This window comes from Methylobacterium planeticum (genome assembly GCF_008806345.1).
Lineage (GTDB): Bacteria > Pseudomonadota > Alphaproteobacteria > Rhizobiales > Beijerinckiaceae > Methylobacterium > Methylobacterium planeticum.
In genome coordinates this window covers 62,346-88,109 of record NZ_VZZJ01000010.1, presented here as the reverse complement: position 1 = coordinate 88,109, position 25,764 = coordinate 62,346, and the positions used below count along the sequence as shown (strand labels likewise).

Sequence of the window (25,764 nt, the reverse complement as noted above, 5' to 3'; positions counted from 1 at the left end):
CGCCCGGATGCCGCCCGGTTCCGGGAAAAGGCCTCACGAGCGCGTGAGGCGCGCCCGGCGGCCTCAGGTCCGCGCCAGCAGCACCACGGTCAGCGAGCGCACGCCCTGGGCGCCGTGGATCAGGACGCCCTCGATGTCGGCGGTGGCGGAGGGGCCGGTATGGAGCACCGCGTAGGCCGAGCGGCCGAATTCCGGCCGGCGATAGGCCGCCTGGATGTTGACCAGAAGGTCGGCCGGATCGAGGAGCACGATCAGGTGCTGGGCGAGGTAGGCGACGGCGTTCACCCGCAGCTCGTCCTGGGTGAACAGGACCGAGCCGGTCTCGGCGACGCCGAAGACCGCGCGCACCACCGCCACGTCGACATCCGCGAGGTCGGCCGGGTGCGCGACCCGCGCGAGGTCGCGGTTGCCCGCCACCTCCGGCACCGCGGAGGCGACGACGCGGGCGCCTGCCAGGCGCTCGCGCACGGCCCCGAGGGGGTCGCCGTCCGGGCCCGCCTGGGCCAGGCGCCCGCCCATGCGCTCCAGGCGCTCGCCGAAGGACGCGATCAGGTCGTCGCCGACGAGGGGCGCGAAATCCGGCAGGGGTGGCAGCGCGTAGGTGCCGGACGGGCGGTTCTGCCGGATCGCCCGGAGGATGCCGTCGCGGGCGCTCATGCGGCACCGTCCGTCTTGGCCCGGTTCTGCTTGTACCAGGCGTGGAAGCTCTGGCGCGGGGTCTCGGGCATCTCGCGGCCCCGGCCCCAGGTGTTGAGAGGGTTGTAGACGGCGAAGCGCGGCAGCACCCGCAGGGCGGAATCGGCGGCGCCGATCGCGGCCCGGTAGGCGGCGGGGCGGCTCAGGACCTGCCCGGCGGCCTTCATCATGCCCTTCTTCACCAGCGGGATCTCGTGCTCCTCGGCCAGGACCTTGCGCCAGGCGAAGATCTGCTCGTGGATGTTGATCTTGACCGGGCAGACATTGGTGCAGGAGCCGTTCATCGTCGAGGAGAACGGCAGGGTCGAGTATTTCCGCTTGTTGAAGGTCGGGTCGATGATGAGCCCGATCGGACCCGAATAGGTGGCGCCGTAGGAGAGGCCGCCCGAGCGCCGGTAGACCGGGCAGGTGTTCATGCAGGCGCCGCAGCGGATGCATTTCAGCGAGGTCCAGAACGCCTCCATGCCGAGCCGGGCCGAGCGGCCGTTATCGACCAGCACCATGTGCATCTCGGTGCCCGCGCGCGGGGCGCGGAAATGCGAGGTATACTGGGTGATCGGCGAGCCGAGGGCGGAGCGCGACAGGAGGCGGATGAAGACGCCGAGATGCTCGACCCGGGGGATCAGCTTCTCGATGCCGATCGAGTGGATCTGCAGCTTCGGCACGTTGCCCGAGAGGTCGGCATTGCCCTCGTTCGTGCAGGTGACGACGGTGCCGGTCTCGGCGATGGCGAAGTTGCAGCCCGTCATGCCCGCATCGGCGGTCAGGATGTAGGGCCGGGTGGTCTCGCGCTGGCTCTCGGCGAGGTAGTGGATGTCGTCGTTCTCCGGGTCGGTGCCGAGCGTCCGGGCGAAGACCTCGGCCACGTCGAGGCGGGTCTTGTGCACCGCCGGGCAGACCACGTGGCTCGGCTCCTCCTTGTCGAGCTGCTGGATGCGCTCGCCGAGGTCGGTCTCGATGATCTCGATGCCGTGCGCGTCCATGTAGTGCCGGAAGCCGCATTCCTCGGTGAGCATCGACTTCGACTTGATCAGCGTCCTGGCGCCGTGATCCGTCAGGATGCCGTGGACGATGCGGTTGTGCTCGGCCCCGTCGGCGGCCCAATGGACGTGGACGCCGTTGGCCTTGGCCTGCGCCTCGAACTGCTCGAGATAGGCGTCGAGATTCGTGAGGGTGTGCGCCTTGATCTGCGAGGCGAGCTCGCGCAGCTCCTCCCATTCGGGGATGGTGTGCGCCACCGCGTCCCGCTTCTTGCGCAGGTCCCACAGGCGCTCGTCATGGGCCTTGAGGTGGAGCGGCGCCGCGATGAAGCGCTCGGCCGCCTCCGCCTGGTCGATCGGCCGGTTGCCCCGGATCCTGGCGCCGCGGGGCTGCGGCTCGCGGGCCTGGGCGGCCTTCGGGGCGGCGCTGAGCGGCTGCGTCGTGCCCTCCGCGTGCTGGAGCCGGCTGCCGTCGGGCCCGCGCTCGCTCTCGTCGTCCGGCTGGCGGATCTCGGGGTGGATCAGCCCGCCGCGGTCGGCGGCGCCGTCGTGGATGCGGAGATCGTCTGGCGCGCTCATGCGGCGGCTCCGTTGAGGACCTGGGCGATGTGGATGAACTTCAGCGGAACGCCGAGGCGCTCGGCGCAGCCCTTCTGGTGCATCATGCAGGAGGAATCGGCCGAGACCACGTACCGGGCCCCGGCCCGGGCGTGGTCCGTCACCTTGTCGTAGCCCATCTTGGCCGAGACCGCGGGCTCGAACACCGAGAAGGTGCCGCCGAAGCCGCAGCACTCGTCGGGCCGGGCGATCTCGACGACCTCGAGGCCCCGCACCTTCGCCAGCAGGTCGAGGGGCTTGGAGAAGAACGGCGCGTTGATCTCGCTCGGGCGCGCGTGGCCGATGCCCCGCAGCGCGTTGCAGTTCGAGTGGTAGCTGACCTTGTGCGGGAATTCCGCCCAGGGCAGGTCCTCGACCTTGAGGATGTCGTGCAGGAACTCGACGAGCTCGAAGGTCCGCTCGCGCACGGCGGTGACCTCGGGCGTCTGCGGGATCGCCGTCAGGTGCTCGCGCACCTGGTGCACGCAGCTCCCCGAGGGAGCCACCACGTAGTCGAAGCCGGTGAAGTTCCTGACGAAGAGCGCCTCGGTCGCGGCGGCCTCCGCGTGGCAGCCGGTATTCGTCATCGGCTGGCCGCAGCAGGTCTGGTCGAACGGGTAGGAGACGTCAAGGCCGAAGCGCTCGAGCAGCTCGAGCGTGGCGATCCCCACCTCGGGCTCGAAGGCATCGACGTAGCACGGCACGAACAGACCGACGCGCATCACAGGTGTTCTTCTTCTCGCGGCTCGGCGACCCGGCACCCGCGGGGCGGATTCGGGCCACGGAGCGAAACCGGGCCCGGCCGCCCGCGCGACCGCGCCGGCAGGCTGGAACGTTTCGAAATCCCCGACCCGGTCTAGCGGATGAGGTTCGTCTTGGCGAGGTCGAGAACCGCGTCACCGCGTCCGCTCATCACGGCGCGCAGCACGTAGAGGCTGAAGCCCTTCACCTGCTGGCCGTCGATCTTGGGCGGCATCGAGAGTTCCTGGCGGTTGACCACGACGTCGAGGAGGGCCGGCCCGTCATGGGCGAAGACCTCGCGGGCCGCCCCCTCGAGCTCGCCCGGATCCTCGACCCGGCGCCCGTGGATCCCCGCCGCCCGGGCGAGGGCCGCGAAATCCGGGTTGTCGAGGCTGACGCCGGTCTCGAGGTAGCCCGCGGCCTTCATCTCCATCTCGACGAAGCCGAGGGTGCCGTTGTTGAAGACCACGATCTTCAGGGGCAGCCGCTCCTGGCGCAGCGTCAGGAGGTCGCCCATCAGCATGGCGAAGCCGCCGTCGCCCGAGAGGGAGACCACCTGCCGGGTCCGGTCGGCCGCCTGGGCGCCGAGCCCTTGCGCCATGGCGTTCGCCATCGAGCCGTGCACCCAGGAGCCGAGGAGGCGGCGCCGACCGTTCATCCGCAGGTAGCGCGCCGCCCAGATCGTCGGGGTGCCGACATCGGCGGTGAAGATCGCGTCCCCGGCGGCCGCGTCGCTCACCACCTTGGCGAGGTATTGCGGGTGGATCGGCCTGCGGCCGGCCTTGCCGGTCGCGAGCTCGTCGAGACCCTCGCGCGCCTTGGCGTAGTGCTTGAGGCTCGCATCGAGGTAGCTGCGGTCGTCCTTGACCGTGAGCTTCGGCAGCAGCGCCGCGATGGTCTCGCCGACATCGCCGACGAGGCCGAGGTCGAGCTTGCAGCGCCGGCCGAGCTGCCCCGGCCGCAAATCCACCTGCGCGACCTTGGCATCGGACGGGTAGAATTGCTTGTAGGGGAAGTCGGTGCCGAGCATCAGCAGGGTCTCGCAGCCATGCATGGCGGCGTAGCCCGAGGAGAATCCGATCAGACCCGTCATCCCGACATCGTAGGGGTTGTCGTATTCGACGAATTCCTTTCCGCCGAGGGCGTGCACGATCGGGCTCTTGAGGGTCTCGGCGAGGCGCAGCAACGCGGCATGCGCCCCCGCGCAGCCGCGGCCGCAGAGCAGGGTGATCCGCTTCGAGCCGTTGAGCAGGTCGGCGAGCGCGTCGATCTCCGCCTCGGCGGGGCGGATCACGGGCTTGGCCGGCAGCAGGCCGGGATTGGGCGCGATGGCGCGGGCGGGCGCGTCCTTCACGGCGACGTCGCCCGGGATGATCACCACGGCGACGCCCTGCTGGCCGACCGCGGCCCGCACGGCGTTCTCCAGCACGTAGGGCAGCTGGGCGGGGTCGGAGACGAGCTCGCAGTAATGGCTGCACTCGCGGAACAGGTGCTTCGGATCGGTCTCCTGGAAGTAGCCCGAGCCGATCTCCGGCGACGGGATGTGGGCCGCGATGGCAAGGACCGGCGTGCGCGTCCGGTGGCAATCGTAGAGGCCGTTGATCAGGTGGACGTGCCCGGGCCCGCAGGAGCCGGCGCAGACCGCGAGCCGGCCCGTGATCTGGCTCTCGGCCCCCGCCGCGAAGGCGCCGGCCTCCTCGTGGCGCACATGCACCCACTCGATCTTGCCGCGCGCGCGGATCGCCTCCGTGACGGCGTTGAGACTATCCCCGACGACCCCGTAGATCCGCGCGACGCCGACCTGCTGCAGGGTCTCGACGACGAGGTCCGCGACGTTGGTGATGCGCATGGTTCAGCTCCGTGATGGAAGCCGAACCGCATCAGCCTCCGCCGCGTTCCGCCGCGGAGCGCGGGCGCGTGCGATGCTGCACCCTCACCCGGGAATCTCGCGCTGCGTGCGGGCGATCGCCGCGAACAGGTCGCCGAGCGCCGCCAGACTCGCGGCCTGCACCGCCTGCGCCGGGACGACGGAGCCGTCCGGCGCGGGGAGGTCGCGCGTGGCGGTGGCGGCGGCCACCACGGTCGGCCGGAAGCCGAGGCTGAAGGCGCTGCGCGCGGTCGAGTTCACGCACATATGCGTCATGAACCCCGCCAGGATCAGGTCCTTGATTCCGGCCGCCTCCAGGCGCGCCTGAAGGTCGGTCCCCACGAAGGCGCTCGGATAGGCCTTGGTGATGACGGCCTCGTCCCCCTCGGGCGCCACCTCGTCGCTGATCTGGCCGGCCGCTGCCGTGAGGTCGTAGGGCGAGCCCGGCCCCGCATCGTGACGCACGTGGAAGACCGGGATGCCGGCGGCGCGGGCGCGGGCCAGGAGCGCGGCGGCCTCCGCGACGGCGGGCTCGACGCCATCGAGCCGCATCAAGCCCTCGCGATAGGTGTTCTGCAGGTCGATCATCAGCAGCGCCGACCCGGCGAGCGCGGCGGGTTGCGGGCTGAGGCCCGAGATGTCCCTGAGGGTCCGTAGACCTGCGCGCGTCCGATCCGTCATGGCAGCTCATCCTCTCGATTTCGCGTCCGGTCGTCCGCCGGCCAGGACAGGAACGGGCTCGCGCGGACGCCGTCAATGCGAGAGTGGCCCGGGGTGAGCGCCGTGCCGGCCATTTCGGTGCCGGCCGCGCGTCGCGCCGAACCCGCAGGGCCGCGCCCGGACCTCCCGGGTCGCGGATCGGCGGTGGCCATCGGGCCGCGCCGGAGCGACGTCGCGACCGTCCTCATCGGCGAGTTGGCTCGATCCGACCCTCGCGGTCACAGCTCGGGCTGCGTACGAATCCGGACAAATCCCGGGGAATACGGCGGTGGCGCGATGAAACCTTTGTTCCTGCTTGGGAGGCGCCTGTGGAATCGGAGGGAAACCTCTAACACCTTTGGGCATTCGACCGTACGGACGGATTTTGTTAAACATGCGTTAACCGAAGGGGCATGGGATCGGAGGGTCTACAAGCGAGGCAATACGCCATGGCGATTGTCGTCTTCGACCCCATCACCGGCAAGCTCGTGACCATCCAGCCGCCGAAGCGCGCGCCTTCGGCAAGCTGACGGCGGCGCACCCGGCCACGCTGAACGGCGTCGAAAACTTTGACGCGCGGCCGGGAAAGGCCTTACCCTGATCCCAAAAATCAGGGAGGGACATCGCGTGTGTGCTGCGGGTGCTCGAGTGTTCGCCGTGGAGCGGTTCGGTCAGCCGCATCCCGTCTTCGATTACCGCCTGCCGCGCTGGCATCGTCGCGCCGCCAATGACAATCACGCGGCGACGCGCAGCGTACGGAATGCCGCGCTGGTGGTCGGGGCCATGACGCTGGTCTGCACCAGCGTCCTGCTCCTGGTGCTGGCCTAGCGCGGCCGGAGCCCGCCGGCAGCGGCCCGAGCCGTCCCGGGTCGGCGCGGGCCGGCATCAGCGTTGCGCGTCGATCCAGTCGCGGAGGCGCGCGGCCTCGGCCCGCCACGCATCGCGCTCCTCGGCGGCTTCGGCGAGCTGGCTCCGCAGCGCCGCGACCTCGGCCTGCAGCGCCCCGGGTTCGTCCCGCTCCCGCAGCGCCGCCCGCAGGTCCGGCAGCGCCGTGATGTTGAGCGCGATCCGGCGCGCATCGTCCCGGGACATATACCCGCCGACCGCGCGGTGCCCGATCTCCTCCGAATAGTAGCTGTAGGCGAGCGGCAGCGCCGCCGCGTCCTCGATCCGGAAGGCGCCCTCGAACTCGACGATGCGCCAGGGCGCGAAGAACCGGCGCGGCTCGTCCATCATGGTGCGGATCCCTGCCTCGGAGCGGACGGCTCCGGCGCGAGCGGCGGTTCGACGGGCGCGGGCCCGAAGCAGGCCCCGCCGGCACAGGTCGCGGAGAACCGGCGGGGCCATCCCGCCGGGAGGGGGTCGCGGCGGGTGAGGCCAGGGTCGTCCCGAAGGGTAAACGGGACCTTACCCGCGCGGGGCGCGTACGGCCGCGCACGCAAGCCCTCCGGCCCGCCACCGGGGGGGCCTGCGGCTCGCAACGTCCGATCGGGGTGGCGTCCAGGGGCTTGTCGCCGGACGCGTCTCCTAGTGGACGAGGCCGTCCGGGAGATCGTCGGGCGACAGGCGGCATTCCTCGATCAGGTGGCCGGCGCCGTCGAAGACGCCCTGCCACGCCGCCTCACGGCACTGGACCGTCACCTGCGAACGGCCGAGATCGGCGCCCCGCCCCATCACCACCAGCGTGTGGACGAAGCCGAGGATCTTCTCGGCCTTGAGCTGCTCGCACGGGATGCCGAGCTTGCGCGCGAGCTCGTCCGGATCGACGATCCACTCACCGCGGGTGTTGCGATCGAAACGCATGGCAGGGCCCTCCATCCGCTCGGCAGCGGACGCGGACGAGTCCCGACTCTACCACAGAATGCGCGCCCGCGGTCGATCGAGGCTGCAAGATCCCAGCCGTCCCCGCGAGGGCTCGGCCGCTCAGGCGGGCACCTCGTCGACGGAGGTCGGCTCGACCTCCGGGACGCGGTTGCGCTCGTGCCGGAAGCGCGAGAGCGCCTGATAGGTCTTCAGCCGCGCCCGCATCAGCGAGCCGAGGGGCCGGTGCGCCGCGAGGCTGTGCGCGGGCCGGAACGACAGCACGTCGTCCGCGTAAGCGCGCCTGGCCTCGGCGTCGGCGTCCTGCGGCGGGAGGACGAGGCGGGCCACCGTGCGGTAGGGGCTCAGCGCCTCGTCCCAGCGCTTCGAGGCGTCCTCGACCGGCATCGCCTCGAGGTCGATGCAGAGCTGCACGCGGATCTCGAACACCGCGGCCTCCCCCGCCAGGTAGGTCTGGACCGCGTGCCGGAAGGCGTCCGGATCCTCCCCCGGATCGAGCGTCCCGTCCGCCAGGGCGTTCTGCGCCGGGGAGGCCGGGAAGGCCGCGATCTTGGCGACGTGGTCGCCGTAGCGGAGGGCGGCCTGCGAGTAATAGGGCTCGGCCAGCGGATGCAGCGGCTCGTGCCCGAAGAAGTCGAGGAGCGGCGCGCTCTCGCCCTTGACCGCCTTGACCACGCTGTCGAGGGCGCGGGCCGTCTGCGAGACCACGGCCTTGACCGCCTCCGGGGCGCTCGTGCCGGCCTCAAGCTGCTTCATGCTGCCGAGGAAGCCCTTGGCGTCCGGGTTCGGGAAGACCGGGCCGGTGGCGAGCACGAAATCCTGGGTCGGCGCCGCGTGGCCCTGCAGCCTCTCGCCCGCGACGTCGAACACCTTGATGGCCATGCCGCGATGGGTCGAGACGCTGTCCTTGAGGAGTTCGCCCGGCCCCTGCGCGAAGCGCACCACCACCGGATGGGTGGCGGCCTGCGCGAACAGCCCCTGGCGCAGCTCCGGCGGCAGGTCGGCCAGGATCTCCAGCGTGCCGAGGGCGACGCCGCTGACCTTGGCATGCGAGGCGCGCACCGCGTGGCCGTAGCGCTCGGAGGTCTTCTGACTCTCGCGGGTCATCGAGGCGATGATCGCCTCGATGGTCTCGGCCTCGTCGGGCGCGGGCGTCTCGACGCCGTCGTGGTAGCGGATGGGGGTGCGGGCGTCGCTCATCGGGCTCCTCTCGGGGGTGCGGGGACAGGCAGGCGCGCCGGACGGGGCCCGACGCGCCGGCGGGGGTCAGTTCGGGTGGAACACCACCTTCACGCAGCCGTCCCTCTTGTCCTTGAAGGTCTGGTAGAGGTCCGGCCCGTCCGCGAGGTTCGTCGACCGGTGGGTGATGAGTGACGCGGTGTCGATCTTGCCCTCCTGGATCAGCTTCGTCAGCGGCTCGAGGTAGCGCTTCACGTGGGTCTGGCCGCTCTTCATGGTCAGGCCCTTCTGCACCACGGAGCCCATGTTGATCGGCACCGGGCCGCCATAGACGCCGGGCACCGAGACGATGCCGCAGGGGCGCACCGCCTTGATCGCCTCGGCGAGCACGACCGGGCGCTCGGTCGAGGTCAGCTTCTCCTGGACGGCGGTGAGGAGGCCGGCGAGGCCGTGGCCGCCGCTCGCCTCCATGCCGACGCAGTCGATCACCCCGTCCGGGCCCTCGCCCCGGGTGATCTCCTTGATCCGCTCGAACACGTCCTCCTGCTCGAAATCGATGATGTCGGTGGCGCCCGCCTTGCGCGCGAGGGCGATGCGCTCGGGCACCGTCTCGATCACGATGATGCGCTCCGCGCCCATGATCCGGGCGGCCTGGATGGCGAAGAAGCCGACCGGGCCCGCCCCCCAGATCGCGATGGTCTCGCCGCCCTGGATCTCGCAATGCTCGGCCCCCTGCCAACCGGTCGGCAGGATGTCGGTGAGGAACAGGACCGATTCGTCGTCCATGCCCTCGGGGACCGCCATGGGGGCCACGTCGGCCATCGGCACCCGCACGTACTCGGCCTGGCCGCCCGCGTAGCCGCCGGTGAGGTGGGAATAGCCGAAGAGGCCCGCGGTCGTGTAGCCGAACTGGGCGGCGGCCATCGCGGCGTTGCGGTTCGAGCGCTCGCAGACCGACCAGTTGCCGAGCTTGCATTGCCGGCACGCGCCGCAATTGATGTTGAAGGGCACGACGATGCGGTTGCCCTTCCTGAACTTGGTGAAACCCTGCCCGACCTCGACGACCTCGCCCATGAATTCGTGGCCGAGCACGTCGCCGCTCTCCATCGTGGGCATCAGGCCGTCCATCAGGTGGAGGTCCGAGCCGCAGATGGCACAGCTCGTCACCTTGATGATGACGTCGCGCGCATCCTCGATCCGTGGGTCCGGCACCGTGTCGCAGCGGATGTCGTTCTTGCCATGCCAGCACAGTGCCTTCATCGCGGCGCGCTCCGACGAGGCCGGCGCGATGACGGCCTCTCTGATGTTGCGGGAAGATCGGGACCGCTCGAAACCGGCGGACCCTCACTCCAACCGGCCCTGATGCGAAGTGTTCCGGGCGACGGGCCGGGCCTCGTGGCCGCATTCGCCATGCGTCGTCTTCAGACATGACGCCGTTCCGCGCCATGTCTTGCCCTGACCTGCCCCTTGTCTCGGACGCACCGCCGCGCTGAGCCGGGTCAGGCCGGTGCGCCTGCGCGCTGCGGCGGCGATCGATCGTCCGGCAGATCGCGTCCACCGTCGCACCGTGCTCCCCCTGCCGCAGGGCAATGGCGATCGGTTCGTTCGCGAAGCCTTTGCGGTTCGTTCGCGAAGCCTTTGCGGTTCGTTCGCGAAGTCTTCGCGAGGCCTGGCGCCCACCCTCCCCAGGGGGTCAGGAAGCCCAAGACCCGCGCTCAGCGCGGACCGGTTGTCGGGTCGGGATCGGTCCCGATGACCGGTCAGGTCGCCGCTACCTCGAACCCTTCGCCTGCGCTACAGTCTCGGCGTGCCGTCCGAGGCAGCCGTAGAGGCCCATTGCGCCGCTTTCTCAAATTCCTCCACACGATGGGAGCCATTGGCCTCATGGGGGCGATGGCGTGCCTGCTTGTCATGCTGGCCCTCGCGCCTCCGCCGACCTCCCTGGCCGAATACGCCCTGATGCGTGGCACGATGGGCGCCGTTGCCACGTGGATCTTCTTTCCGTCGCTTGGGCTGACCCTGATCGCCGGTCTTCTCGCGATCGGCCTGCACCGGGGCTTTCATGACGCAGGCTGGGCTTGGCTGAAGGCGGCCACCGGCATCCTCGTGTTCGAGAGCGGCTTCGTGGGTGTTCTGGGCCCGATGCAGCAGGAAGCGGACCTCAGCGCCGGGGCCGTGCTGGGGCGGGTCGATCCTGCAACGCTCGCCGGATCGCTCGCGGCGGAGCGAAACACGCTGTGGGTCCTGCTTGCGATCGCCACGGCCAACGTTGTTCTCGGCATCTGGCGGCCAAGACTGACCCGGCTTCCGAAATAGGTGTCGTGCTCGGTGTCACCTCCGCGAAGGCCGAGCGCGCATCGACAAGGACGGCGCCGGGTTTCTCAGCGTCCGGCAGGAGGACGGCGCGCAGGCGCGTTCTCGTCGTGCCGCCGGGCCCCGTCCAGTAGCTTCTGAAGTGCGGCGTTCGTCGGCTTCTGGGTCTCATCAACGAGCACGAACAGGGCCTGGACCGTCACCGAGGCCTGCGGGGGCGGGTTGCTATGCGGCAATCCCTGCGCATCCGCGTAGCCGACCGGCGTGCCCATATTGGCCTCGAGCACCGTCCGAACGATGTGCGACCAAGGCAAGTCAGACGCCCTGACATCGAACCGGAGGCATTCGTCACCCTCGCTCGAGAACAAGCGCTCGATGATCCACTCCGTGCCCGGCGCGACGATCGCCCGGACAATCATCTCCGGATAGCCTCGGAGTGGCCGGACGATCGCCGAAGCACCGGCCCGCTTGAGCCTCTCGCGGTTCACATCGTCCACGCACTCCGCGATGATGCGGGCCGTGATGCCGCGCTCGCGCAGCCGATGGATGATGTCGAAGGTGCGGCTGTCCGACAGGCGATCCCCTTCGTTCTCGGCGAGGACGACGAGGACCTGGGCCTGATCGACGCCCGCGGCCTCCAGGGCCGCCGGATCATCGAACCGGCCTTTGAGCTGAACGATGAGCGGGTCGTCCTCGAGATCAGGGGGAAGTCCGTCTGGGAAGGCCTCGGTGAGGATCAGGGAGGGCACGCTCGCGAAGTGCGCGTGCGAACGGTGGAGCTGGTCGAGAAGGCGCCGCAGGTAGTCTCCGGGCTCGTCGGCCGGCGCATTCACGAAGACGATATGGTCTCGCATGTCCCATCTCCATTCTCCGCGCCGTTTCCGCTCACGCCGAAGGATCCTGAACTCGAAGAAGGCACCCGCGGCCTGCGTCAGCAGGAAGATGCCGCTCAGGTAAATCAGCACGATGGTGGCGGCGCGGCCGGCCGTCGTCTTGGCGGAGAAGTCGCCGTAGCCGGTTGTCGTGATGGTCGTGAACGTCAGCCAGATCGCCTCGCCGAGGCCGAGATGCTCGAAGGCGACCATCGAGACGACGTGCAGGCCGACGAGGATCAGAAGGCCGACGAGCGCGAACCGGATGCGGTTGCGCAGGTCGCGCACGACGCTGCGCCGAAACCTGAGAGGTCGCGCGCGAGACCGTTTTGAGCGCACCATCAAGCCGGTTGCCTCGATTGCGCTGGGAAGGCCGCTTTTAGCGCGGAAGCCGCCAAGCTGCCACCATCACGGCGAGAGCGCCGATCGGCGGCCCTCGAAGACCGAGGGCTCGTGGAATGGAGCGCAGAAACGCGATGCGCAGCAGCAGCCGGGCGAGGCGTCAGCCCTCGGACTTGCTGCCGAGACCAAGCCCACGGATCAAGTCGCCGATCAGGTCGACCTGCTTCGACCGCTCGGTTGCAACTGCGGTCTTGTCGTTCTCGCTTTTCCCCGCCGATGAGCCAGCCAGCCTGTTGCGCTCGACCGAGGCTTGCCGCTGTCGGGCGGCATCGCGAGCGAACCGATGCCGGCGCGTACTCACCGCCTTCCGTGCTCGCTCAGTCTTCGGGCCATCCCGCAAGGTCACGGGCGCGGGCATCGAGGCTGCCGTCGAAGCGAGCGTGAAGGTGACGGGGCTGGTCGCCGGAGCAAAGATATCGAGGGCCGTCGTCCGGGCGTCCACGGATGACGACGCCGTCGCCGGGATCGACCGTGACGGCGGATCGATCCAGGCCGGCGCACGCGGCGCAGGCTCCGTCACCGCGACGGCTGGCGTTGCACGCCGCGTTCGCGCGTCGAAATTGCCGGGGTGCAGGATGTGCGCCGCGGCGACCAAGCCGAACATCGCAAGGGTGGCGGTCGCGAGTGTGGACTTGACGTGTTCCATGACCATACAACGAACGGCCAAGGTTACGGTTCCGCTTGCCTGAATTGGAAGCACGCGTCGGGTCTCCGAACCTTGTCCAGCGCAAAGTGTTGCGTGCGGAGCAGCGGGCACGAAGGCTTTCGAGCACCTGTCCTGTCGCTGCTGCCACGGCAGAGATCGGCCGGCGCGCTGTGGCGTCGCGGGGGAGGGTCGAGGGCCGGCGTCGGCGGCTGATCGAACTCAGCATCGCTGGCCTGCAGGTGGTCAGCAGAGCGAATGGCTGAGCTTCGGCGGAGATGTAGATAATGTACTAATGAACAAGCATTGCGGGCATGCGTTAAAGGTCGAACGAATTCAGTAGGATTACTCACATGCCTGCGAACAAAAACCTCAGGGCCGCTCAGGCTGCGCTCGATGAAATCGATCAGGACGAAACGGCAGATGCCGACGTCCGGATCGCACTTCTGGAGAAGGCAGGACGCGCGATCTTCCAGGCGGCGACGGCGCGCCGCTCCGGGAAAGGTCGGATCTCGGCCAAGACTTAGCAGCGCGCTGTCCGCGTCCCGGTCACGGGCTTCAGTCGGATCGGTACGCGCCCGCCACGAGCGCCTGCACCTCCGAGAGCCGATGCAGGTGGGGAACGGCGATCCCCGTCACGGCGCGATGCGCTCCGATGCGGCGATCGGCTGACCGCCTTCTCGGCGGACGGCGCTTGCAGCCCTATCGCCACGGTATCGTGGCATGACCTGGCGCAGGCGATCCGACGAGCAAGCGCAGGCCGCGACAGCGCCGGATGCTCAGGTGCTGGCGGCTTGAGCACGAGACGGATCGGGCGCTTCCAGCCGTTGTTATGCCGGAAGCTCCGAACCGCGGCCCCTTTCAAGAACCAGTGTGGCAGCCACCAGATCCTCGAGGGCGGCCCCGACTGACTTGAACAACGTCACCTCGTCATCACCGGCACGGCCGCATCTCGTCCTGGTGCAGAGTTCGCGAAGATCTCCGCAGACGCGGTCTTCGGACCAGATGCCCGCCGCGATCGGCTGGATCAGGTCACCAGCCTCCGCCAGAGCTCCCGCATAGGTGTCGACGTAGACCCGACTGGCGAGGATCACGGCATCGTCGCTCTCGCGCATCGCCGGCGTGAAAGCACCGACGAGATCGATGTGGGTCCCGGGACGGACCTGATGCCCAAGCACCAGCGGCTCAGACGAGACGGTGGCGCAACTCACGATATCGGCTGCTGCCACCGCCGCCGGAAGATCAGATGTCCGCTCGGCCGAGAGGCCCCGCCGGCACAACCGGGCTGCGACCGTTTGGGCCTTGTCGATCGAGCGCCCCCAGACGAGCACCCGACGGATCGGCCTGACGGCAGCGTGCGCCAGCGCCAGTTCCGGCGCGAGGCGGCCCGTGCCGACAAGCGTGAGAACACCGCTGTCAGCGCGCGACAGGTAGGTCGAGGCGAGCGCCGAGGCCGCCGCCGTGCGGCGGTTGGTCAGCGCTTCGCCGTCGATGAGCGCGCGCGGAGCACCGGTTGTCCCATCGAACAGGACGTAGACCGCATGGACGGCCCCCAATCCTCGGTCGGCATTCCGCGGAAAGACGTTCACCAGCTTGACGCCGAGAGCCTCACCCCGCCGCCACGCCGGCATCGCGAGCAACCGGCCCGGTGCCGACGGTGTGCCGACCTCGTAGGCCGTTCGCACCGGGGCCTCGATAGCCGCCATCGCGAAGGCATCGCGCAAGGCGGCAACGAGGCTCGGATAATCGAGGGCAGCGTGGACCGCATCTGCGTCGTAGAAGGGGATCATGTCGCGTCCGGAGGAAGGGCATGCCGCAGCCTGCGGACAGGGAGCCCAGGATCAGGGCCGCATCGGCGGCCTGTGACGGGGGTCGCGACCCGCATCGGCGCGGGAGCCGACGCGCCCGATACTCGCATAGACGTGTGAACGCCCCCGGTCATCTTCGGACGGCGCCAGCACGCACGTCTCGCCCGTTTGGCCGTGCCGGCTGACACCGGCGAACCGGACATCCCGGAGCGCGGCCGCTTGCTGAGCATGGGAGGACCTGTCCCTCGCCATCTGCCGGTCATTCATTCGGCCGGCAAATGCGTGTTATCCGGAAACGGCCACTACGCACCGGACGGCGAATGGACGAAATAGACGTCCATCGAGGATCCGAGTTTCCGGCAGGAAACGCATCAGGAGTGCGCGGACATGGTCGACGTGAATGGCCCCCATTACTTCGTGGCGTTTCAGACACCCGGGCCGAACTGGGTTAAAGGCGTCAAGTACAACGAGCAGCCCGAGTTCGACACACATGTCGGCTACATGACCGCGTTGCAGGAGAGGGGCCTCATCGTTCTCAGCGGCCCCTTCATGGAACGGGCGGGCGGCCTGAACGGCGTGCTGGCCGACGGCGGCATGACGATCTTCAGAGCCGCCGACCTCGACGAAGCCATCACGATCGGCACGGACGATCCCACCGTGAAGTCAGGCATGCTGAACGTCGACGTGAAGATGTTCTGGGTGCCGTTCCACGCGTGAACAGCCTCTTCAGCGCGATCCGCCGCAACATGCGTCGTCGATCCGTCGGGACGACGACGGGCGCGGCCGCGCGCGGGCGCTCCCCACTTCGCATGAGGACCAGGACATGAGACGGCTCGAAGGCAAGGTCGCCGTGGTGACGGGCGGCAGCAGCGGCATGGGCCGCGCGACCGCGAAGCAATTCGTGGCGGAAGGGGCGATCGTGATCGTCACGGGCCGCCGCCAGGACCGGCTCGACGAGGCCGTCGCCGAGATCGGGGGCGCCATCGAGGGCGTCGTGAGCGATATCGCGAGCCTCGCCGACCTCGAACGGCTGCGGGCCCACATCGCCGACCGTCACGGCCGCATCGACGTCCTCTTCGCCAATGCCGGCGGCGGCACGCTCGGCGCCTTCGGCACGATCTCCGAGGCCGACTTCGACCGCAGCGTGACGACGAACCTCAAGGGCACGTTCTTCACGGTACAGACGCTGCTGCCGCTGATCGTCGACGGAGGCTCGATCATCCTGAACGGCTCGATCGCGGCAAGCCTCGGCATGCCGGCCTTCACGGTCTACTCGGCGACCAAGGCGGCGATCCGGTCCTTCGCCCGCACCTGGACGACGGATCTCAGCGCCCGGCGGATCCGCGTGAACACGCTCGCACCGGGAACCATCCTGACACCGATCCTGTCCGAGCAAGCGGGACTGAGCGACGAGCAGGTCGCGGGCTTCCTCGAAAAGTTCGCCGCCGAGACGCCGCTCGGACGCAACGGCGACCCGAGCGAGATCGCCTCGGTCGCGACCTTCCTGGCTTCGTCGGAGAGCAGCTTCGTCACCGGCATCGAGCTTCAGGTCGACGGCGGCTACGCACAGATCTGAGGATGGCCGAAGGTCCCGTTCCCGGCTAGGCTTGGTGACCGTCATGGCCATCGGGAGCGAGGGCGTGAGCGACCGTTTCCAGGCCCTCCGGCTTTTCGTCGAGATCGCCCGGACCGGCAGCTTCTCTAAGGGCGCGCGGGCGATGAAGCTCTCGCAGCCGACCGCCTCGCGGATCATCGCGCTCTTGGAGGAGCAGCTCGGCACGACCCTGTTCTCGCGCTCGACCCGGGCGCTGACCCTCACCGAACCGGGCACCGCTTACCTCGCCCGCGTCCAGCCGATCCTGGCGTCCCTCGAAGCGGCGGACGACGCCATTCGGGGAACCGACGACCTGCGCGGGACCCTCCGGATCGCGGCGTCGTCGATCTTCGCCTCGCGCGCCATCGTCCCGCGGATCGGCGCGTTCGTCGCCCGGCATCCGAACCTCCAGGTCGAGCTGACCATCGACGACCGGCGGCAGGACCTGATTCAGGAGGGGGTCGACGTCGCGATCCGCTTCGGCAAGCTGCCGGATTCGAGTGCCATCGCGCGCCTGATCGGGAGCTGGCCGCTCGTCGTCGCGGCGGCGCCCGCCTATCTCGAGGCACGAGGCACGCCCGAGACGCCGGAGGCGCTCGCGGACCACGCGTTCGTGATCGCCGGTCCGGTGGCCGGCAAGGAGCTCCTGTTCCACCGGGGCGACCGGCAGGTGCGGGTTCAGCCGAAGGGACAGGTCGCGATCGATGGCGCGGAGGTCGCGGTCAGCGCCGTGCGTGCCGGCCTCGGGATCGCCGTCGCCAGCCTTCCGTCCTTCGCCGAGGATCTGGATACGGGCAAGCTGATGCAGTTGCTGGCAGGGTGGCGTCTTGCCGATATCGAGGCGCACGCCCTGTTCGCCGGCGGGCAAGCCGCCAAACCCGCCGCCCGCGCGTTCGTCGACCACCTCGTCGAGGTCTTCCGATCGGTCTGAATCGGCTCGGTCCAACAGGCTGGAGGTCCGCGCGGGTCGGTCGTTGCGTTCAATCGGAATCGTAGGACTGACCGCCTGAGGCAGTGGCGCCGATCTCTCGCGCGTCGGTGTCAATCCGCGCGACGGCGTGAGCCATCGATACAGGCGGATCCGTCAGCATCGCGACCGCGAACGCCGCTGAGAACAGGTCTAGCCTGTGCGCCGCGACGCCGATCCGGGCAGGACGTGCTCGCCAACCCGCACGTGGTCGTGAAGCGCGGCGGCGCCCCCTGGTGCGCGCCGCCGCCCGACGCTCAGGCCGTGCGGGCCGCCGTCGGCGCTGAGCCGCGCTTGATCGCGTCGCGCCGCAGAGCGGAAAGGACCACGAACATCAGGCAGGCGCCCACGGCGAGGCAGGCGGAGAGGAACAGCATCGGCACGAGGTTGCTCTGGGTCTGGTCGCGAATGAACGGAACGACATTCTGAGCCACGAAGCCGCCGAGGTTACCCATCGAGTTGATCGCCGCGATGCCCGCCGCCGCCGAGGCGCCGCGCAGGAACGTGCCGGGCATCGACCAGAACACCGGCTGCGCCGAGAACGTGCCGGCCGCCGCCACGCAGAGGCAGGCGAACTTCAGGGCGTTGCCCGGCACCACGACGCTGAGCGCCAGCGCGGCCGCCGCGATCAGCCCCGGGGCGACCACGTGCCAGGTCAGCGCGTTTCCCTGGGCGCCGGTGCGGGCGGCATGGCGGGGCACCCACCACAGGGCGACCGCCGTGACGAGCCACGGGATGACGTTGATGAAGCCGTTCGTGAGGTTCGAGACGCCGAAGCCCTTGACCACGGTGGGTAGCCAGTAGCTCAGGCCGTAGGCGGAGAGCGGGAATGCGATGTAGACCGCGGCCAGCATCAGCACCCGCTTGTCGAGGAGCGCCGCGAAGGGATTGCCGTGATCCACGTGGCTCCCGCCCTCGCGCTCGTCGCGCAGCGTCCGGGACAGCCAGTCGCGTTGGTCCTTCGTCAGCCAGGGCGCGGTCTCGGGCCCGTCCGGCAGGACGCGCAGCACGATCACCGCGAGCAGCAGCGCGGGCACGCCGGTGGCGACGAACACCCATTGCCAGCCCGCGAGCCCCAGGACCCCGTCGAGCCCGAGCAGCGCCCCGCCGATCGCCGCGCCCACTGCGTTGGCGATGGCCGAGGCGATCATGAACCAGCCGATCATCCGCGCGCGGTGCGCTTGCGGAAACCAGAGCGTCAGCGCGAACAGCACGCCGGGGAAGAACCCCGCTTCGGCCACGCCGAGCAGGAAGCGCAGCACGTAGAACATCGCGGTGCCCTGGGTGAAGCCGAGCAGCACCGTGACGAGGCCCCAGGTGAACATGATCCGCGCGAACCAGATCCGGGCGCCGACCCGCTCGAGGAACACGTTGGCCGGCACTTCGAACAGGAAGTAGCCGAGGAAGAACAGCGACGCGCCGAGCCCGTAGGCGGTCTCGCTGAGCCCCAGGCTGCCCACCATGTCCAATTTGGCGTAGGAGATGTTCTGCCGGTCGATGTAGGCGATGAGGTACATCAATCCGAGGAGCGGCATCAGCCTCACGGTAACCGTGCTCACGGTGCTTTCGGCGAAGTCCTCGCCGGAACCCGGTCCGATCTGGGCCTGCGTTGCCATCGGGCGTTCCTCGTAGCCGTTCCCGGCCCTTCTCGCGAGGGCCTGCGTCATCCTGACGGTAACGGGTTGCCCGTGCGGCGCCTACCGCGCAAGCGGCGCCAGAGGCTAGGAATCCCTATGCGCCTCGATCTGTTGCGCGCCCCGCCTCGCGCTGTCGCGAAGCCCCGTTCGTCGAGATCAACGGGTACGACAGCGATTTCTCGTCGCGGTTCGGTGCCGAGCGAGAGCCTCGCTTGCCAGTCGAGCCGCATCCCGGCAATCTCAGCTTAGCAGTACGCGCGACGGGCGTGGCCGGAGCGTCTCCTCATCGGGGCGCGGGATATGGGAAGTCCAGGATCATGATGAGGGGCGGCGGGAATGCCGATGCCGGCGGGATGGACGAGGTCGCCCGGCTCGGGAATCGGGCGGGGCTTCTCAACCGCCGATCGTTTCTGGTCGGCTCGGCCGCCGGTTTCGGCGCGCTCGGGCTAGGCGGTTGCGCGACCACCGACGGTATCCTCCTCGCCGAGGCGGCGCGGGTCTACGGGCCGATGCCAGACGAGAAATTCCCGATCCCCGCGGTCGATGTCAGCAAGGTCGATCCGAAATATTATCGCCGGACGGTTCGCTACGAATCCAAGGAAGCACCCGGCACGATCATCGTCGACCCCGGCAATTTCTATGTTTACCGCATCGAGGGCGACGGGGCCGCCACCCGCTACGGCGCCAATGTCGGTCGCAACGGGTTCTTGTGGAGCGGCGACGCTTATGTCGGTCGCAAATCCGAATGGGCGACCTGGACACCGCCCAAGGAGATGATCCGGCGTCAGCCCGAGGCTGCCAAATATGCCCGGGGCATGCCGGGCGGCCTCGACAACCCGCTCGGCGCCCGCACCCTCCATCTCTACCAGAATGGCGCCTACACGCTCTACACGGTCTACGCGAGCAGCGAGCCCGAATCGATCGGCACAGGCATCACCAGCGGCTGTGTCGGCCTGCTCAGCCAGGACATGATCCACCTCTACGCGCGAACGCCGGTCAAGACGAAGGTGGTCGTCCTGCCCGCGTAGGCGAAGGTGCGAGCCCTCGAGACCATCCGGAATGGGACTGTCGACGGGCCCGCTCAGGGTCGGCACCAGCTGACCGATGCTGTCCGCTGCGGCCCGCGACTCGCGCCGAAGCCGCCGGTCCACGCCCGGCCGGATCCAGCGGTCGCCGTTAGGGCTCGGACAACAGGAGATCGCTCGCCTTCTCGGCGATCATGAACACGGCGGCCTGGGTGTTGCCGGAGACGATGCTCGGCATGACCGAAGCGTCGGCGACGCGGAGTCCCTCGACGCCGCGCACTCTCAGCCTGGGATCCGTCACCGCCCCGGCATCCCCGCCCATCCGGCAGGTCCCGCAGATGTGGTAGATCGTCTGCCCGTCGCGGCGGGCGAAGGCGAGCCAGTCGGCATCCGTGCGGCATTCCGGGCCGGGATTGAGCTCTCGTCCGCGATAGGGATCCATCGGAGCCTGTGAGACGATGGCGCGGGCGCGCTTCATGCCCTCGACCATCGCTCGCTGATCCTCGGGCGTGGCCAGGAAGTTCGGCCGGATGGCCGGCGGCCGGAACGGGTCGGGCGAGACGGCGTGGATGCTCCCCCGCGATTCCGGGCGAAGCTGCGTGACGCCGACCGTCATGCCGGGCAGACGGTCCAGCCTGCGCTCGGCGGCGTTGGCGTAGCTCGCGTGCATGAAGAAGTACTGCACGTCCGGACCTTCGAGACCGGGCCGCGTGCGCACGAAGCCGTGCGCCAGGCCAGTCCCGAGGGTGAGGATGCCGCGTCGCGTGGCGAGGTAGCGCGCCACCGCGATGCCGAGCCGAACCCCCCGGGTCTGCTCGTTGAGGGTCACGGGCAGGGTCACGCGCCAGTTCATGCGCGTGCAGTAATGATCCATGTAGTTGGCCCCGACATCGGGCGAGGCGTGCCGCAACGGCACCCCCAGCGGGGCCAGCACCGCCGGATCGCCGATCCCGGACAATTCCAGGATCTGCGGCGTCTGCGCGGCGCCAGCGGCCAGGACGACCTCGCCCCGGGTCGCGAAATGCCGTTCGCGGTCCCCGACCCGGGCCACGACACCGCTCACCCTCTCCCCCGTGAAGGCGAGGCGTACGATGTGGGCGCCGGTCACGACCGTCAGGTTCGTCCGCCCGAGCGCCGGCTGCAGGTAGGCGTCCGCCGCACTGACCCGACGGCCCCGGCGCTGGTTGACCTGATAATAGCCGAAACCGTCCTGGCTGCGGCCATTGTAATCCGGGTTGCGGGGATGGCCGGCGGCCTCGGCCGCGGCGATGAAGGCCTGGGCGATGGCCGGCCGCTCGGCCACCTCGGTCAGCGGCAGCGGGCCGCCCCGGGCACGCGCTGGGTCGAGCGGCCGGCCGAGGGGGGAATCATAATCCTCGAGCTTGCGGAAATACGGCAGCACGTCCGAAAATCCCCAGCCCCGGCAGCCGGCCTGGGCCCAGGCGTCGTAGTCCTGGGGCTGGCCGCGAACGTAGATCATGCCGTTGATCAGGGTGGAGCCGCCAAGGCCCTTGCCCCGCGGGACGGCGATGACCCGGCCGCCGGTCGCCTCCTCCGGCTCTGTGCTGAAGCGCCAGTTGTAGGCTGGGTGCCGGAGCAGCCGGCTGAAGCCCGCCGGGATCGGCACCCAGGGGCTGCGCGCCCGGCGCCCCGCCTCCAGCAGCAGAACGGAGTGGCGCCCCGACGCGCTCAGGCGGTTTGCCAGCACGCAGCCCGCCGTGCCGCCGCCGACGATCACGTAGTCGAAAATCCCGGCCTCGATCGCATCCATGCCGCTCGGTCTCACACCGGGTTCCTAAAGCGCGCCCATGTGCCGGGCCATTAGGGCGATCTGAGATTCCAGCATCGGCCTGCCCTTCTGGATCCGGCAGCCCGCCGCCTGCGCGGCGGCGAGCAGCGATGTCATCTCCGGCTCCATGATCGCATCGGCGACGAACTGGCGGGGGTGGATCGCAGCGAGGTCGAAGGGCGCGGCATCCGCCGACCGCATGCCGAGCGACGTCGCGTTGATCAAGAGGTCGTGATCGGGCTGCGCCCGGCCGGCGCCGAGCGAGAGCCGCGGAAAAGCGGCTGCCAGGCGCGCGGCGAGAGCGGCAGCCCGGTCCACGCCGCGGTTTCGGATTGTCAGATGGGCGATCCCGGCTTCGGCGAGCGCGAACGCTACGGCGCAGGCTGCACCGCCAGCCCCCGCGAGGCCGACATGCAGGCCGCGCGGATCGAGGCCCGAGGCGCGCAGCGCCTCCAGGAACCCGATGCCGTCCAGCATCGTGCCGACCATGCGCCCGTCCGGCTCGCGGCGCACGCAGTTCACCGCCCCGGTCCGGCGCGCCTCCGGCGTCAGCGCGTCGCACAGGTCGAGGATCGGTTCCTTGTGCGGAACCGTGGCGATGAAGCCGCCGAAATTCTCCAGGGTGCGCAGGCCGTCGAGGGCCGCGCGGAGGCCGTCGGGTCTCACGTGAAGGGGAACGAGCACGCCGTCCACGCCGTGACGGGCGAAGAGGGCGTGCATCACCTCCGGCGTCTTCACATGGTAGATCGGGTCCGCGAGGACGCCGTAGATCCGGGTCTCCCCGGTGATCGCGCGCATCGCTGCCTCAGGTCAGGTAGAGGCCGCCGGCCACGTCGACCGTCTGCCCGGTGACGAAGCTCGCTTCGGCGGAGGTGAGATAGAGGGCGAGGTCGGCCACCTCCTCGGGGGTGCCGAGGCGCCCCATCGGGGTCAGCCGGACCTGCTCCTCGTTGACCGTGCCGGCCACCGCCAGCACCATCGGGGTCTCGATGCGGCCCGGTGCAATAGCGTTGACGCGCACCCCGAACGGGCCGAGTTCCGCCGCGAGATGCTTGGTCAGGCCGATCAGGCCGGCTTTGGTCGCCGCGTAGTGACAGGCGACGATGGGCGAGTAGGTCTTGCCGGCCACCGACGACATGTTGACGATCCAGCCGCGCCGGGCCGCGCGCATCCCCGGCGCCAGCGCCCGGGCCGTGTTGAAGGCGCCCGACAGGTTGACGGCCACGACCCGGTTCCACTCCGCCGGATCCATCTCCCACACCCGGTGCGCCGTGCCGTCGTGCTTGGGCGAGATGCCGGCGTTGTTGATCACCGTGTCGAACGGGCTGCCCATCGTGTCCGCGGCACGCGCCAGCGCCGCATCGACGGCCGAATAATCGGCGACGTCGAGACCGAGAGGCAAGGCCCGGCCGCCCGCGCCCTCGATCGCGCTGACCGAGGCCGCGACGTCCTCCGAGTTCACGTCAGCCACGCCGACCAGGGCGCCGCGCGCGGCGAAGCCCGCCGCGATCGCCCGACCGATCCCGCGGCCGGCCCCGGTCACGAGGACCCGCCGCCCGGCATGACTCGGCCGCCGGGCGATCGGCTCCGGATTCGCTTCCCGCTCCGCCATATCGAAATCCACCCTCTCAGATCCCCAGATAGGCGCGCCGGACATGGTCGTTGTCGAGGAGCGCCGCGGCAGCGTCCGTGAGGACGATCTCGCCGTTCTCCAGCACGTACCCGCGGTCGGCGACCTTCAGCGTGTGGAACACGTTCTGCTCGACGATCAGCACAGTCGCCCCCGTCTTCACGATCCGGTCGACGACCTCGAAGACCTGGGCGACGACGATCGGCGCGAGGCCGAGGGAGGGCTCGTCGAACATCAGAAGCTTGGGACGGGCCATCATCCCGCGGGCGATCGCCACCATCTGCTGCTCGCCCCCCGAGAGCGAGCCGGCATTCTGGTCGAGGCGCTCCCGCACCCGGGGGAACAGCGCCAGGACCTCGTCCAGGGTCTCCCCCTGTCGCTCGCGGGCGGCGCGCCGGTAGGCGCCCATCAGGAGGTTCTCGCGCACCGTCATCTCGGGGAAGAGCTGACGCCCCTCCGGGATGAGCGTGACACCCCGGTCGACCATCTGATGTCCGGTGAGCCCGGTGACGTCCTGTCCCTCGAAGGTGATGCTGCCGGCCGTCGGGCGGACGAGGCCCGCGATCGTGCGCAGGGTGGTCGTCTTGCCGGCGCCGTTGGCACCGATGATGGTCACGACCTCGCCCGTTCCGACCGCGAGGGAGACCTCGTGCAGGATCGTCGTGGCGCCGTAGCCGGCATGCACGCGTTCAAGCGTGAGCATGCAGGAACTCCTTGCCCAGATAGGCTTCGACCACGGTCGGGTCGCGCACCACCTCCTGTGGCCGTCCCTGGGCGATGATCTGCCCGGAACTCAGCACGATCACCCGGTCGGATAACGCCATCACGGCCTGCATGACGTGCTCGATGGCGATGATGCTGACGCCGGTATCGCGGATCGACAGCATCAGGTCGATGGCGCGGCGCACGTCGGTCTGGTTGATCCCCGCCATCACCTCGTCGAGCAGCAGGACGCGGGGCCGCATCGCCATGACGCGGGCGACCTCGAGGCGTTTCAGGCCGCCGATGGTCAGGTCGCGCGCCTCGGCGTCAAGCCAGGGGGCGAGCCCCATCCGCTCGGCGGTCTCGCGCGCCACCGCGCGAGCCTCACCCACGTCGGCGCTCCGGTGGAAGGCGCCGACCATGATGTTCTCCTCGACCGTCATGGCCGCGAAGGGCTGCACGATCTGGAAGGTGCGGCCGACGCCGATCGCCGCGAAATCCCCGGGCGAGCCCGGATCGCGCCAGGTCCCGTCCGGGGCGCGGACGCTGACGCAGCCGGCATCGGGTTTGAGGAACCCCGAGAGCATGTTGAAGACCGTGGTCTTGCCCGCCCCGTTGGGGCCGATGAGGCCGAGGATCTCGCCCTCGCGCAGGGAGAAGCCCACGTCGTTGGTGACGTGCAGGCCGCCGAAGCGCTTCTGCAGCCCCTCGACCCGCACGACATCCTCGCCGACAGGCGGCCGTTCGGCGCGTGGCGCGGCCGGCGCCGTCGGGCCCGGGGTCGCGCGCGGGGCGGCGCGCGGCCGGGTGTACCGCGCGAGCAGGCCCATCAGGCCATTTGGCAGGAAGAGGACGACGAGCATCAGGACGACGCCGTAGACCAGGCCGTGGAGTCCGAGGGCACTCGCCCCGAGCCAGCCGCGGGCCAACTCGGTGATCGGCACCAGCAACATGGCCCCGAGGAGCGGACCGAACACGGTACCGATCCCGCCGATCAGCGCGAACATCGCGATCTGGATCGAGAGGGTCAGCGAGAACATCGCCGCCGGTTCGATGAAGGTCAGGTACATCGCGTGGAAGGTGCCGATCATGGCGGTCAGCCCCCCCGAGACCGACACGGCGGCGAGCCGCACCCGGACCGTGTCGACGCCCGCCGCCCGGGCCGCCGATTCCCGCTCGCGGGTGGCGATCAGCTGGAAGCCGATCCGATGCCCGCGCATCCACCACGCCACCCCCAACGTCACGAGCAGCAAGCCGAACGCGATGGCCAGCAGCGGCAGGCGCTCGCGGAACAGCATCCAGGCCCAGCCGAACTTGAGCGGGATCATCAAGCCCGTGGCGCCGCCGGTCACCTCCCGAAAGTGCAGGGCGAGAACCCGGAAGACCTCCAGGAAGGCGATCGTGGCCAGCGAGAAGAACGGCCCGTGCAGGCGGAAGCACGGATAGCTGATCACCACGGCGACGATGATCGCGATCCCTGCCCCCGCGAACATGCCGATCCACGGACTGACGCCGACGCCGACTAGGATCACGCCGCAATAGGCCCCGATCCCGTAGAAGATGCCGTGCCCGAGAGAGAGTTGCCCGGCATAGCCCCCGACGATGTTCCAGGCGGTCGAGAGCCCCGCGAAGACGCAGATCGTGATGAAGACGTGGTAGACGAACGGGTTTCCGATCGCGGTCGGGATGACGACCAGCGCCGCCAGCAGGATGGCCAGGGCGGTCGGCGCGGCGAGGTTGCGCCGGGCTGAGGCCGCCGAGCCTGCCGCGTGAGCACCGGCGGGCGGAATGTTCGTCATGGT

General features: G+C 69.6%; 25 protein-coding genes. 7 read left to right on the top strand and 18 right to left on the bottom strand.

All coding sequences use genetic code 11. From position 1 onward, the window contains the following. Nucleotides 1-63: 63 nt before the first annotated feature. The 5 genes from F6X51_RS13620 to F6X51_RS13600 form a co-directional block, all read right to left on the bottom strand. Nucleotides 64-657, bottom strand: a complete 594-nt coding sequence (locus tag F6X51_RS13620; protein WP_150964204.1) for a LutC/YkgG family protein — start codon at nucleotides 655-657, stop codon at nucleotides 64-66. After that, the gene (locus tag F6X51_RS13615; RefSeq protein WP_150964203.1) at nucleotides 654-2,255 is read right to left on the bottom strand and encodes a lactate utilization protein B; all 1,602 of its coding nucleotides are present in this window, start codon (nucleotides 2,253-2,255) and stop codon (nucleotides 654-656) included. Before F6X51_RS13615 ends, F6X51_RS13620 begins: the two co-directional genes overlap by 4 nt. Beyond that, entirely contained in the window at nucleotides 2,252-2,995 is a 744-nt protein-coding gene (locus F6X51_RS13610; RefSeq protein WP_150964202.1) for a (Fe-S)-binding protein, read from the bottom strand. Before F6X51_RS13610 ends, F6X51_RS13615 begins: the two co-directional genes overlap by 4 nt. 134 nt (nucleotides 2,996-3,129) lie before the next feature. Further along, on the bottom strand, nucleotides 3,130-4,863 hold the full coding sequence (gene poxB / locus F6X51_RS13605) for a ubiquinone-dependent pyruvate dehydrogenase (RefSeq protein ID WP_150964201.1): 1,734 nt from the start codon (nucleotides 4,861-4,863) through the stop codon (nucleotides 3,130-3,132). Nucleotides 4,864-4,947: 84 nt separating this feature from the next. Next, the gene (locus F6X51_RS13600; protein ID WP_150964200.1) at nucleotides 4,948-5,562 is read right to left on the bottom strand and encodes a cysteine hydrolase family protein; all 615 of its coding nucleotides are present in this window, start codon (nucleotides 5,560-5,562) and stop codon (nucleotides 4,948-4,950) included. Between the two features lie 675 nt (nucleotides 5,563-6,237). Here F6X51_RS13600 and F6X51_RS27915 point away from each other — a divergent pair. Next, nucleotides 6,238-6,408: a hypothetical protein gene (locus tag F6X51_RS27915; RefSeq protein ID WP_191970117.1), complete on the top strand. Its 171-nt coding sequence runs from the start codon at nucleotides 6,238-6,240 to the stop codon at nucleotides 6,406-6,408. 57 nt (nucleotides 6,409-6,465) lie between these two features. Here the strand turns inward: F6X51_RS27915 and F6X51_RS13595 are convergent, their stop codons facing one another. From F6X51_RS13595 to F6X51_RS13580, 4 genes are all read right to left on the bottom strand, one after another. Then, the gene (locus F6X51_RS13595; protein WP_150964199.1) at nucleotides 6,466-6,816 is read right to left on the bottom strand and encodes a hypothetical protein; all 351 of its coding nucleotides are present in this window, start codon (nucleotides 6,814-6,816) and stop codon (nucleotides 6,466-6,468) included. A gap of 291 nt (nucleotides 6,817-7,107) precedes the next feature. Next, on the bottom strand, nucleotides 7,108-7,383 hold the full coding sequence (locus F6X51_RS13590) for a DUF6522 family protein (protein WP_150964198.1): 276 nt from the start codon (nucleotides 7,381-7,383) through the stop codon (nucleotides 7,108-7,110). Nucleotides 7,384-7,503: 120 nt separating this feature from the next. Continuing rightward, nucleotides 7,504-8,601: a catalase family protein gene (locus F6X51_RS13585; RefSeq protein ID WP_150964197.1), complete on the bottom strand. Its 1,098-nt coding sequence runs from the start codon at nucleotides 8,599-8,601 to the stop codon at nucleotides 7,504-7,506. A gap of 66 nt (nucleotides 8,602-8,667) precedes the next feature. Then, nucleotides 8,668-9,840, bottom strand: coding sequence for a zinc-dependent alcohol dehydrogenase (locus tag F6X51_RS13580; RefSeq protein WP_150964196.1), 1,173 nt, complete (start codon nucleotides 9,838-9,840; stop codon nucleotides 8,668-8,670). A 576-nt stretch (nucleotides 9,841-10,416) separates the two neighbouring features. Here F6X51_RS13580 and F6X51_RS13575 point away from each other — a divergent pair. Continuing rightward, complete coding sequence (locus F6X51_RS13575; protein ID WP_150964195.1) at nucleotides 10,417-10,896, top strand: hypothetical protein; 480 nt, start codon at nucleotides 10,417-10,419, stop codon at nucleotides 10,894-10,896. A 65-nt stretch (nucleotides 10,897-10,961) separates the two neighbouring features. On the opposite strand, the gene F6X51_RS13570 is transcribed toward F6X51_RS13575, so the two are convergent. Both F6X51_RS13570 and F6X51_RS13565 read right to left on the bottom strand, forming a co-directional pair. Then, nucleotides 10,962-12,053 (bottom strand): potassium channel family protein, encoded by a 1,092-nt coding sequence (locus F6X51_RS13570; RefSeq protein ID WP_246696789.1) that lies wholly within the window; start codon nucleotides 12,051-12,053, stop codon nucleotides 10,962-10,964. A gap of 214 nt (nucleotides 12,054-12,267) precedes the next feature. Then, nucleotides 12,268-12,813: a hypothetical protein gene (locus F6X51_RS13565; RefSeq protein ID WP_150964193.1), complete on the bottom strand. Its 546-nt coding sequence runs from the start codon at nucleotides 12,811-12,813 to the stop codon at nucleotides 12,268-12,270. Nucleotides 12,814-13,163: 350 nt separating this feature from the next. Between F6X51_RS13565 and F6X51_RS27910 the strand changes: the two genes are divergently transcribed. Then, nucleotides 13,164-13,337 (top strand): hypothetical protein, encoded by a 174-nt coding sequence (locus tag F6X51_RS27910; RefSeq protein WP_191970116.1) that lies wholly within the window; start codon nucleotides 13,164-13,166, stop codon nucleotides 13,335-13,337. A gap of 303 nt (nucleotides 13,338-13,640) precedes the next feature. On the opposite strand, the gene lhpI is transcribed toward F6X51_RS27910, so the two are convergent. Next, entirely contained in the window at nucleotides 13,641-14,600 is a 960-nt protein-coding gene (gene lhpI, locus F6X51_RS13560) for a bifunctional Delta(1)-pyrroline-2-carboxylate/Delta(1)-piperideine-2-carboxylate reductase (RefSeq protein WP_150964192.1), read from the bottom strand. Nucleotides 14,601-15,005: 405 nt separating this feature from the next. Between lhpI and F6X51_RS13555 the strand changes: the two genes are divergently transcribed. The 3 genes from F6X51_RS13555 (at nucleotide 15,006) to F6X51_RS13545 (ending at nucleotide 17,143) form a co-directional block, all read left to right on the top strand. Then, complete coding sequence (locus tag F6X51_RS13555; RefSeq protein ID WP_150964191.1) at nucleotides 15,006-15,335, top strand: YciI family protein; 330 nt, start codon at nucleotides 15,006-15,008, stop codon at nucleotides 15,333-15,335. Between the two features lie 106 nt (nucleotides 15,336-15,441). After that, nucleotides 15,442-16,194 (top strand): SDR family oxidoreductase, encoded by a 753-nt coding sequence (locus F6X51_RS13550; protein ID WP_150964190.1) that lies wholly within the window; start codon nucleotides 15,442-15,444, stop codon nucleotides 16,192-16,194. A 64-nt stretch (nucleotides 16,195-16,258) separates the two neighbouring features. Next, on the top strand, nucleotides 16,259-17,143 hold the full coding sequence (locus F6X51_RS13545; protein ID WP_191970115.1) for a LysR family transcriptional regulator: 885 nt from the start codon (nucleotides 16,259-16,261) through the stop codon (nucleotides 17,141-17,143). Nucleotides 17,144-17,436: 293 nt separating this feature from the next. Here the strand turns inward: F6X51_RS13545 and F6X51_RS13540 are convergent, their stop codons facing one another. Then, complete coding sequence (locus tag F6X51_RS13540) at nucleotides 17,437-18,795, bottom strand: MFS transporter (RefSeq protein WP_150964188.1); 1,359 nt, start codon at nucleotides 18,793-18,795, stop codon at nucleotides 17,437-17,439. 338 nt (nucleotides 18,796-19,133) lie between these two features. On the opposite strand from F6X51_RS13540, the gene F6X51_RS13535 reads away from it, so the two are divergent. Beyond that, nucleotides 19,134-19,844: a L,D-transpeptidase gene (locus tag F6X51_RS13535; protein WP_150964187.1), complete on the top strand. Its 711-nt coding sequence runs from the start codon at nucleotides 19,134-19,136 to the stop codon at nucleotides 19,842-19,844. Nucleotides 19,845-19,992: 148 nt separating this feature from the next. Here F6X51_RS13535 and F6X51_RS13530 read toward each other — a convergent pair whose 3' ends face one another. Genes F6X51_RS13530 through F6X51_RS13510 form a run of 5 tightly spaced genes read right to left on the bottom strand, consistent with a single transcriptional unit; the run spans nucleotide 19,993 to nucleotide 25,761 of the window. Continuing rightward, the gene (locus F6X51_RS13530) at nucleotides 19,993-21,612 is read right to left on the bottom strand and encodes a GMC family oxidoreductase (protein WP_150964186.1); all 1,620 of its coding nucleotides are present in this window, start codon (nucleotides 21,610-21,612) and stop codon (nucleotides 19,993-19,995) included. A 24-nt stretch (nucleotides 21,613-21,636) separates the two neighbouring features. Continuing rightward, nucleotides 21,637-22,428, bottom strand: coding sequence for a shikimate dehydrogenase family protein (locus F6X51_RS13525; RefSeq protein WP_150964185.1), 792 nt, complete (start codon nucleotides 22,426-22,428; stop codon nucleotides 21,637-21,639). 7 nt (nucleotides 22,429-22,435) lie between these two features. Beyond that, a complete protein-coding gene (gene fabG / locus F6X51_RS13520) occupies nucleotides 22,436-23,242 on the bottom strand; it encodes a 3-oxoacyl-ACP reductase FabG (RefSeq protein WP_150964281.1) in 807 nt (268 codons plus the stop codon). A 16-nt stretch (nucleotides 23,243-23,258) separates the two neighbouring features. Next, on the bottom strand, nucleotides 23,259-23,963 hold the full coding sequence (locus F6X51_RS13515) for an ABC transporter ATP-binding protein (RefSeq protein WP_150964184.1): 705 nt from the start codon (nucleotides 23,961-23,963) through the stop codon (nucleotides 23,259-23,261). Then, nucleotides 23,950-25,761, bottom strand: coding sequence for a branched-chain amino acid ABC transporter ATP-binding protein/permease (locus tag F6X51_RS13510; RefSeq protein WP_150964183.1), 1,812 nt, complete (start codon nucleotides 25,759-25,761; stop codon nucleotides 23,950-23,952). The genes F6X51_RS13515 and F6X51_RS13510 overlap by 14 nt, the downstream gene beginning before the upstream one ends. Nucleotides 25,762-25,764 lie beyond the last annotated feature (3 nt).

Bases quoted from the DNA above. Each gene is read 5' to 3' on its own strand.
- F6X51_RS13620 (WP_150964204.1), bottom strand. From the start codon at position 657: ATGAGCGCCCGCGACGGCATCCTCCGGGCGATCCGGCAGAACCGCCCG.
- F6X51_RS13615 (WP_150964203.1), bottom strand. From the start codon at position 2,255: ATGAGCGCGCCAGACGATCTCCGCATCCACGACGGCGCCGCCGACCGC.
- F6X51_RS13610 (WP_150964202.1), bottom strand. From the start codon at position 2,995: ATGCGCGTCGGTCTGTTCGTGCCGTGCTACGTCGATGCCTTCGAGCCC.
- poxB (WP_150964201.1), bottom strand. From the start codon at position 4,863: ATGCGCATCACCAACGTCGCGGACCTCGTCGTCGAGACCCTGCAGCAG.
- F6X51_RS13600 (WP_150964200.1), bottom strand. From the start codon at position 5,562: ATGACGGATCGGACGCGCGCAGGTCTACGGACCCTCAGGGACATCTCG.
- F6X51_RS13595 (WP_150964199.1), bottom strand. From the start codon at position 6,816: ATGATGGACGAGCCGCGCCGGTTCTTCGCGCCCTGGCGCATCGTCGAG.
- F6X51_RS13590 (WP_150964198.1), bottom strand. From the start codon at position 7,383: ATGCGTTTCGATCGCAACACCCGCGGTGAGTGGATCGTCGATCCGGAC.
- F6X51_RS13585 (WP_150964197.1), bottom strand. From the start codon at position 8,601: ATGAGCGACGCCCGCACCCCCATCCGCTACCACGACGGCGTCGAGACG.
- F6X51_RS13580 (WP_150964196.1), bottom strand. From the start codon at position 9,840: ATGAAGGCACTGTGCTGGCATGGCAAGAACGACATCCGCTGCGACACG.
- F6X51_RS13565 (WP_150964193.1), bottom strand. From the start codon at position 12,813: ATGGAACACGTCAAGTCCACACTCGCGACCGCCACCCTTGCGATGTTC.
- F6X51_RS27910 (WP_191970116.1), top strand. From the start codon at position 13,164: ATGCCTGCGAACAAAAACCTCAGGGCCGCTCAGGCTGCGCTCGATGAA.
- lhpI (WP_150964192.1), bottom strand. From the start codon at position 14,600: ATGATCCCCTTCTACGACGCAGATGCGGTCCACGCTGCCCTCGATTAT.
- F6X51_RS13555 (WP_150964191.1), top strand. From the start codon at position 15,006: ATGGTCGACGTGAATGGCCCCCATTACTTCGTGGCGTTTCAGACACCC.
- F6X51_RS13550 (WP_150964190.1), top strand. From the start codon at position 15,442: ATGAGACGGCTCGAAGGCAAGGTCGCCGTGGTGACGGGCGGCAGCAGC.
- F6X51_RS13540 (WP_150964188.1), bottom strand. From the start codon at position 18,795: ATGGCAACGCAGGCCCAGATCGGACCGGGTTCCGGCGAGGACTTCGCC.
- F6X51_RS13535 (WP_150964187.1), top strand. From the start codon at position 19,134: ATGATGAGGGGCGGCGGGAATGCCGATGCCGGCGGGATGGACGAGGTC.
- F6X51_RS13530 (WP_150964186.1), bottom strand. From the start codon at position 21,612: ATGGATGCGATCGAGGCCGGGATTTTCGACTACGTGATCGTCGGCGGC.
- F6X51_RS13525 (WP_150964185.1), bottom strand. From the start codon at position 22,428: ATGCGCGCGATCACCGGGGAGACCCGGATCTACGGCGTCCTCGCGGAC.
- fabG (WP_150964281.1), bottom strand. From the start codon at position 23,242: ATGGCGGAGCGGGAAGCGAATCCGGAGCCGATCGCCCGGCGGCCGAGT.
- F6X51_RS13515 (WP_150964184.1), bottom strand. From the start codon at position 23,963: ATGCTCACGCTTGAACGCGTGCATGCCGGCTACGGCGCCACGACGATC.
- F6X51_RS13510 (WP_150964183.1), bottom strand. From the start codon at position 25,761: ATGACGAACATTCCGCCCGCCGGTGCTCACGCGGCAGGCTCGGCGGCC.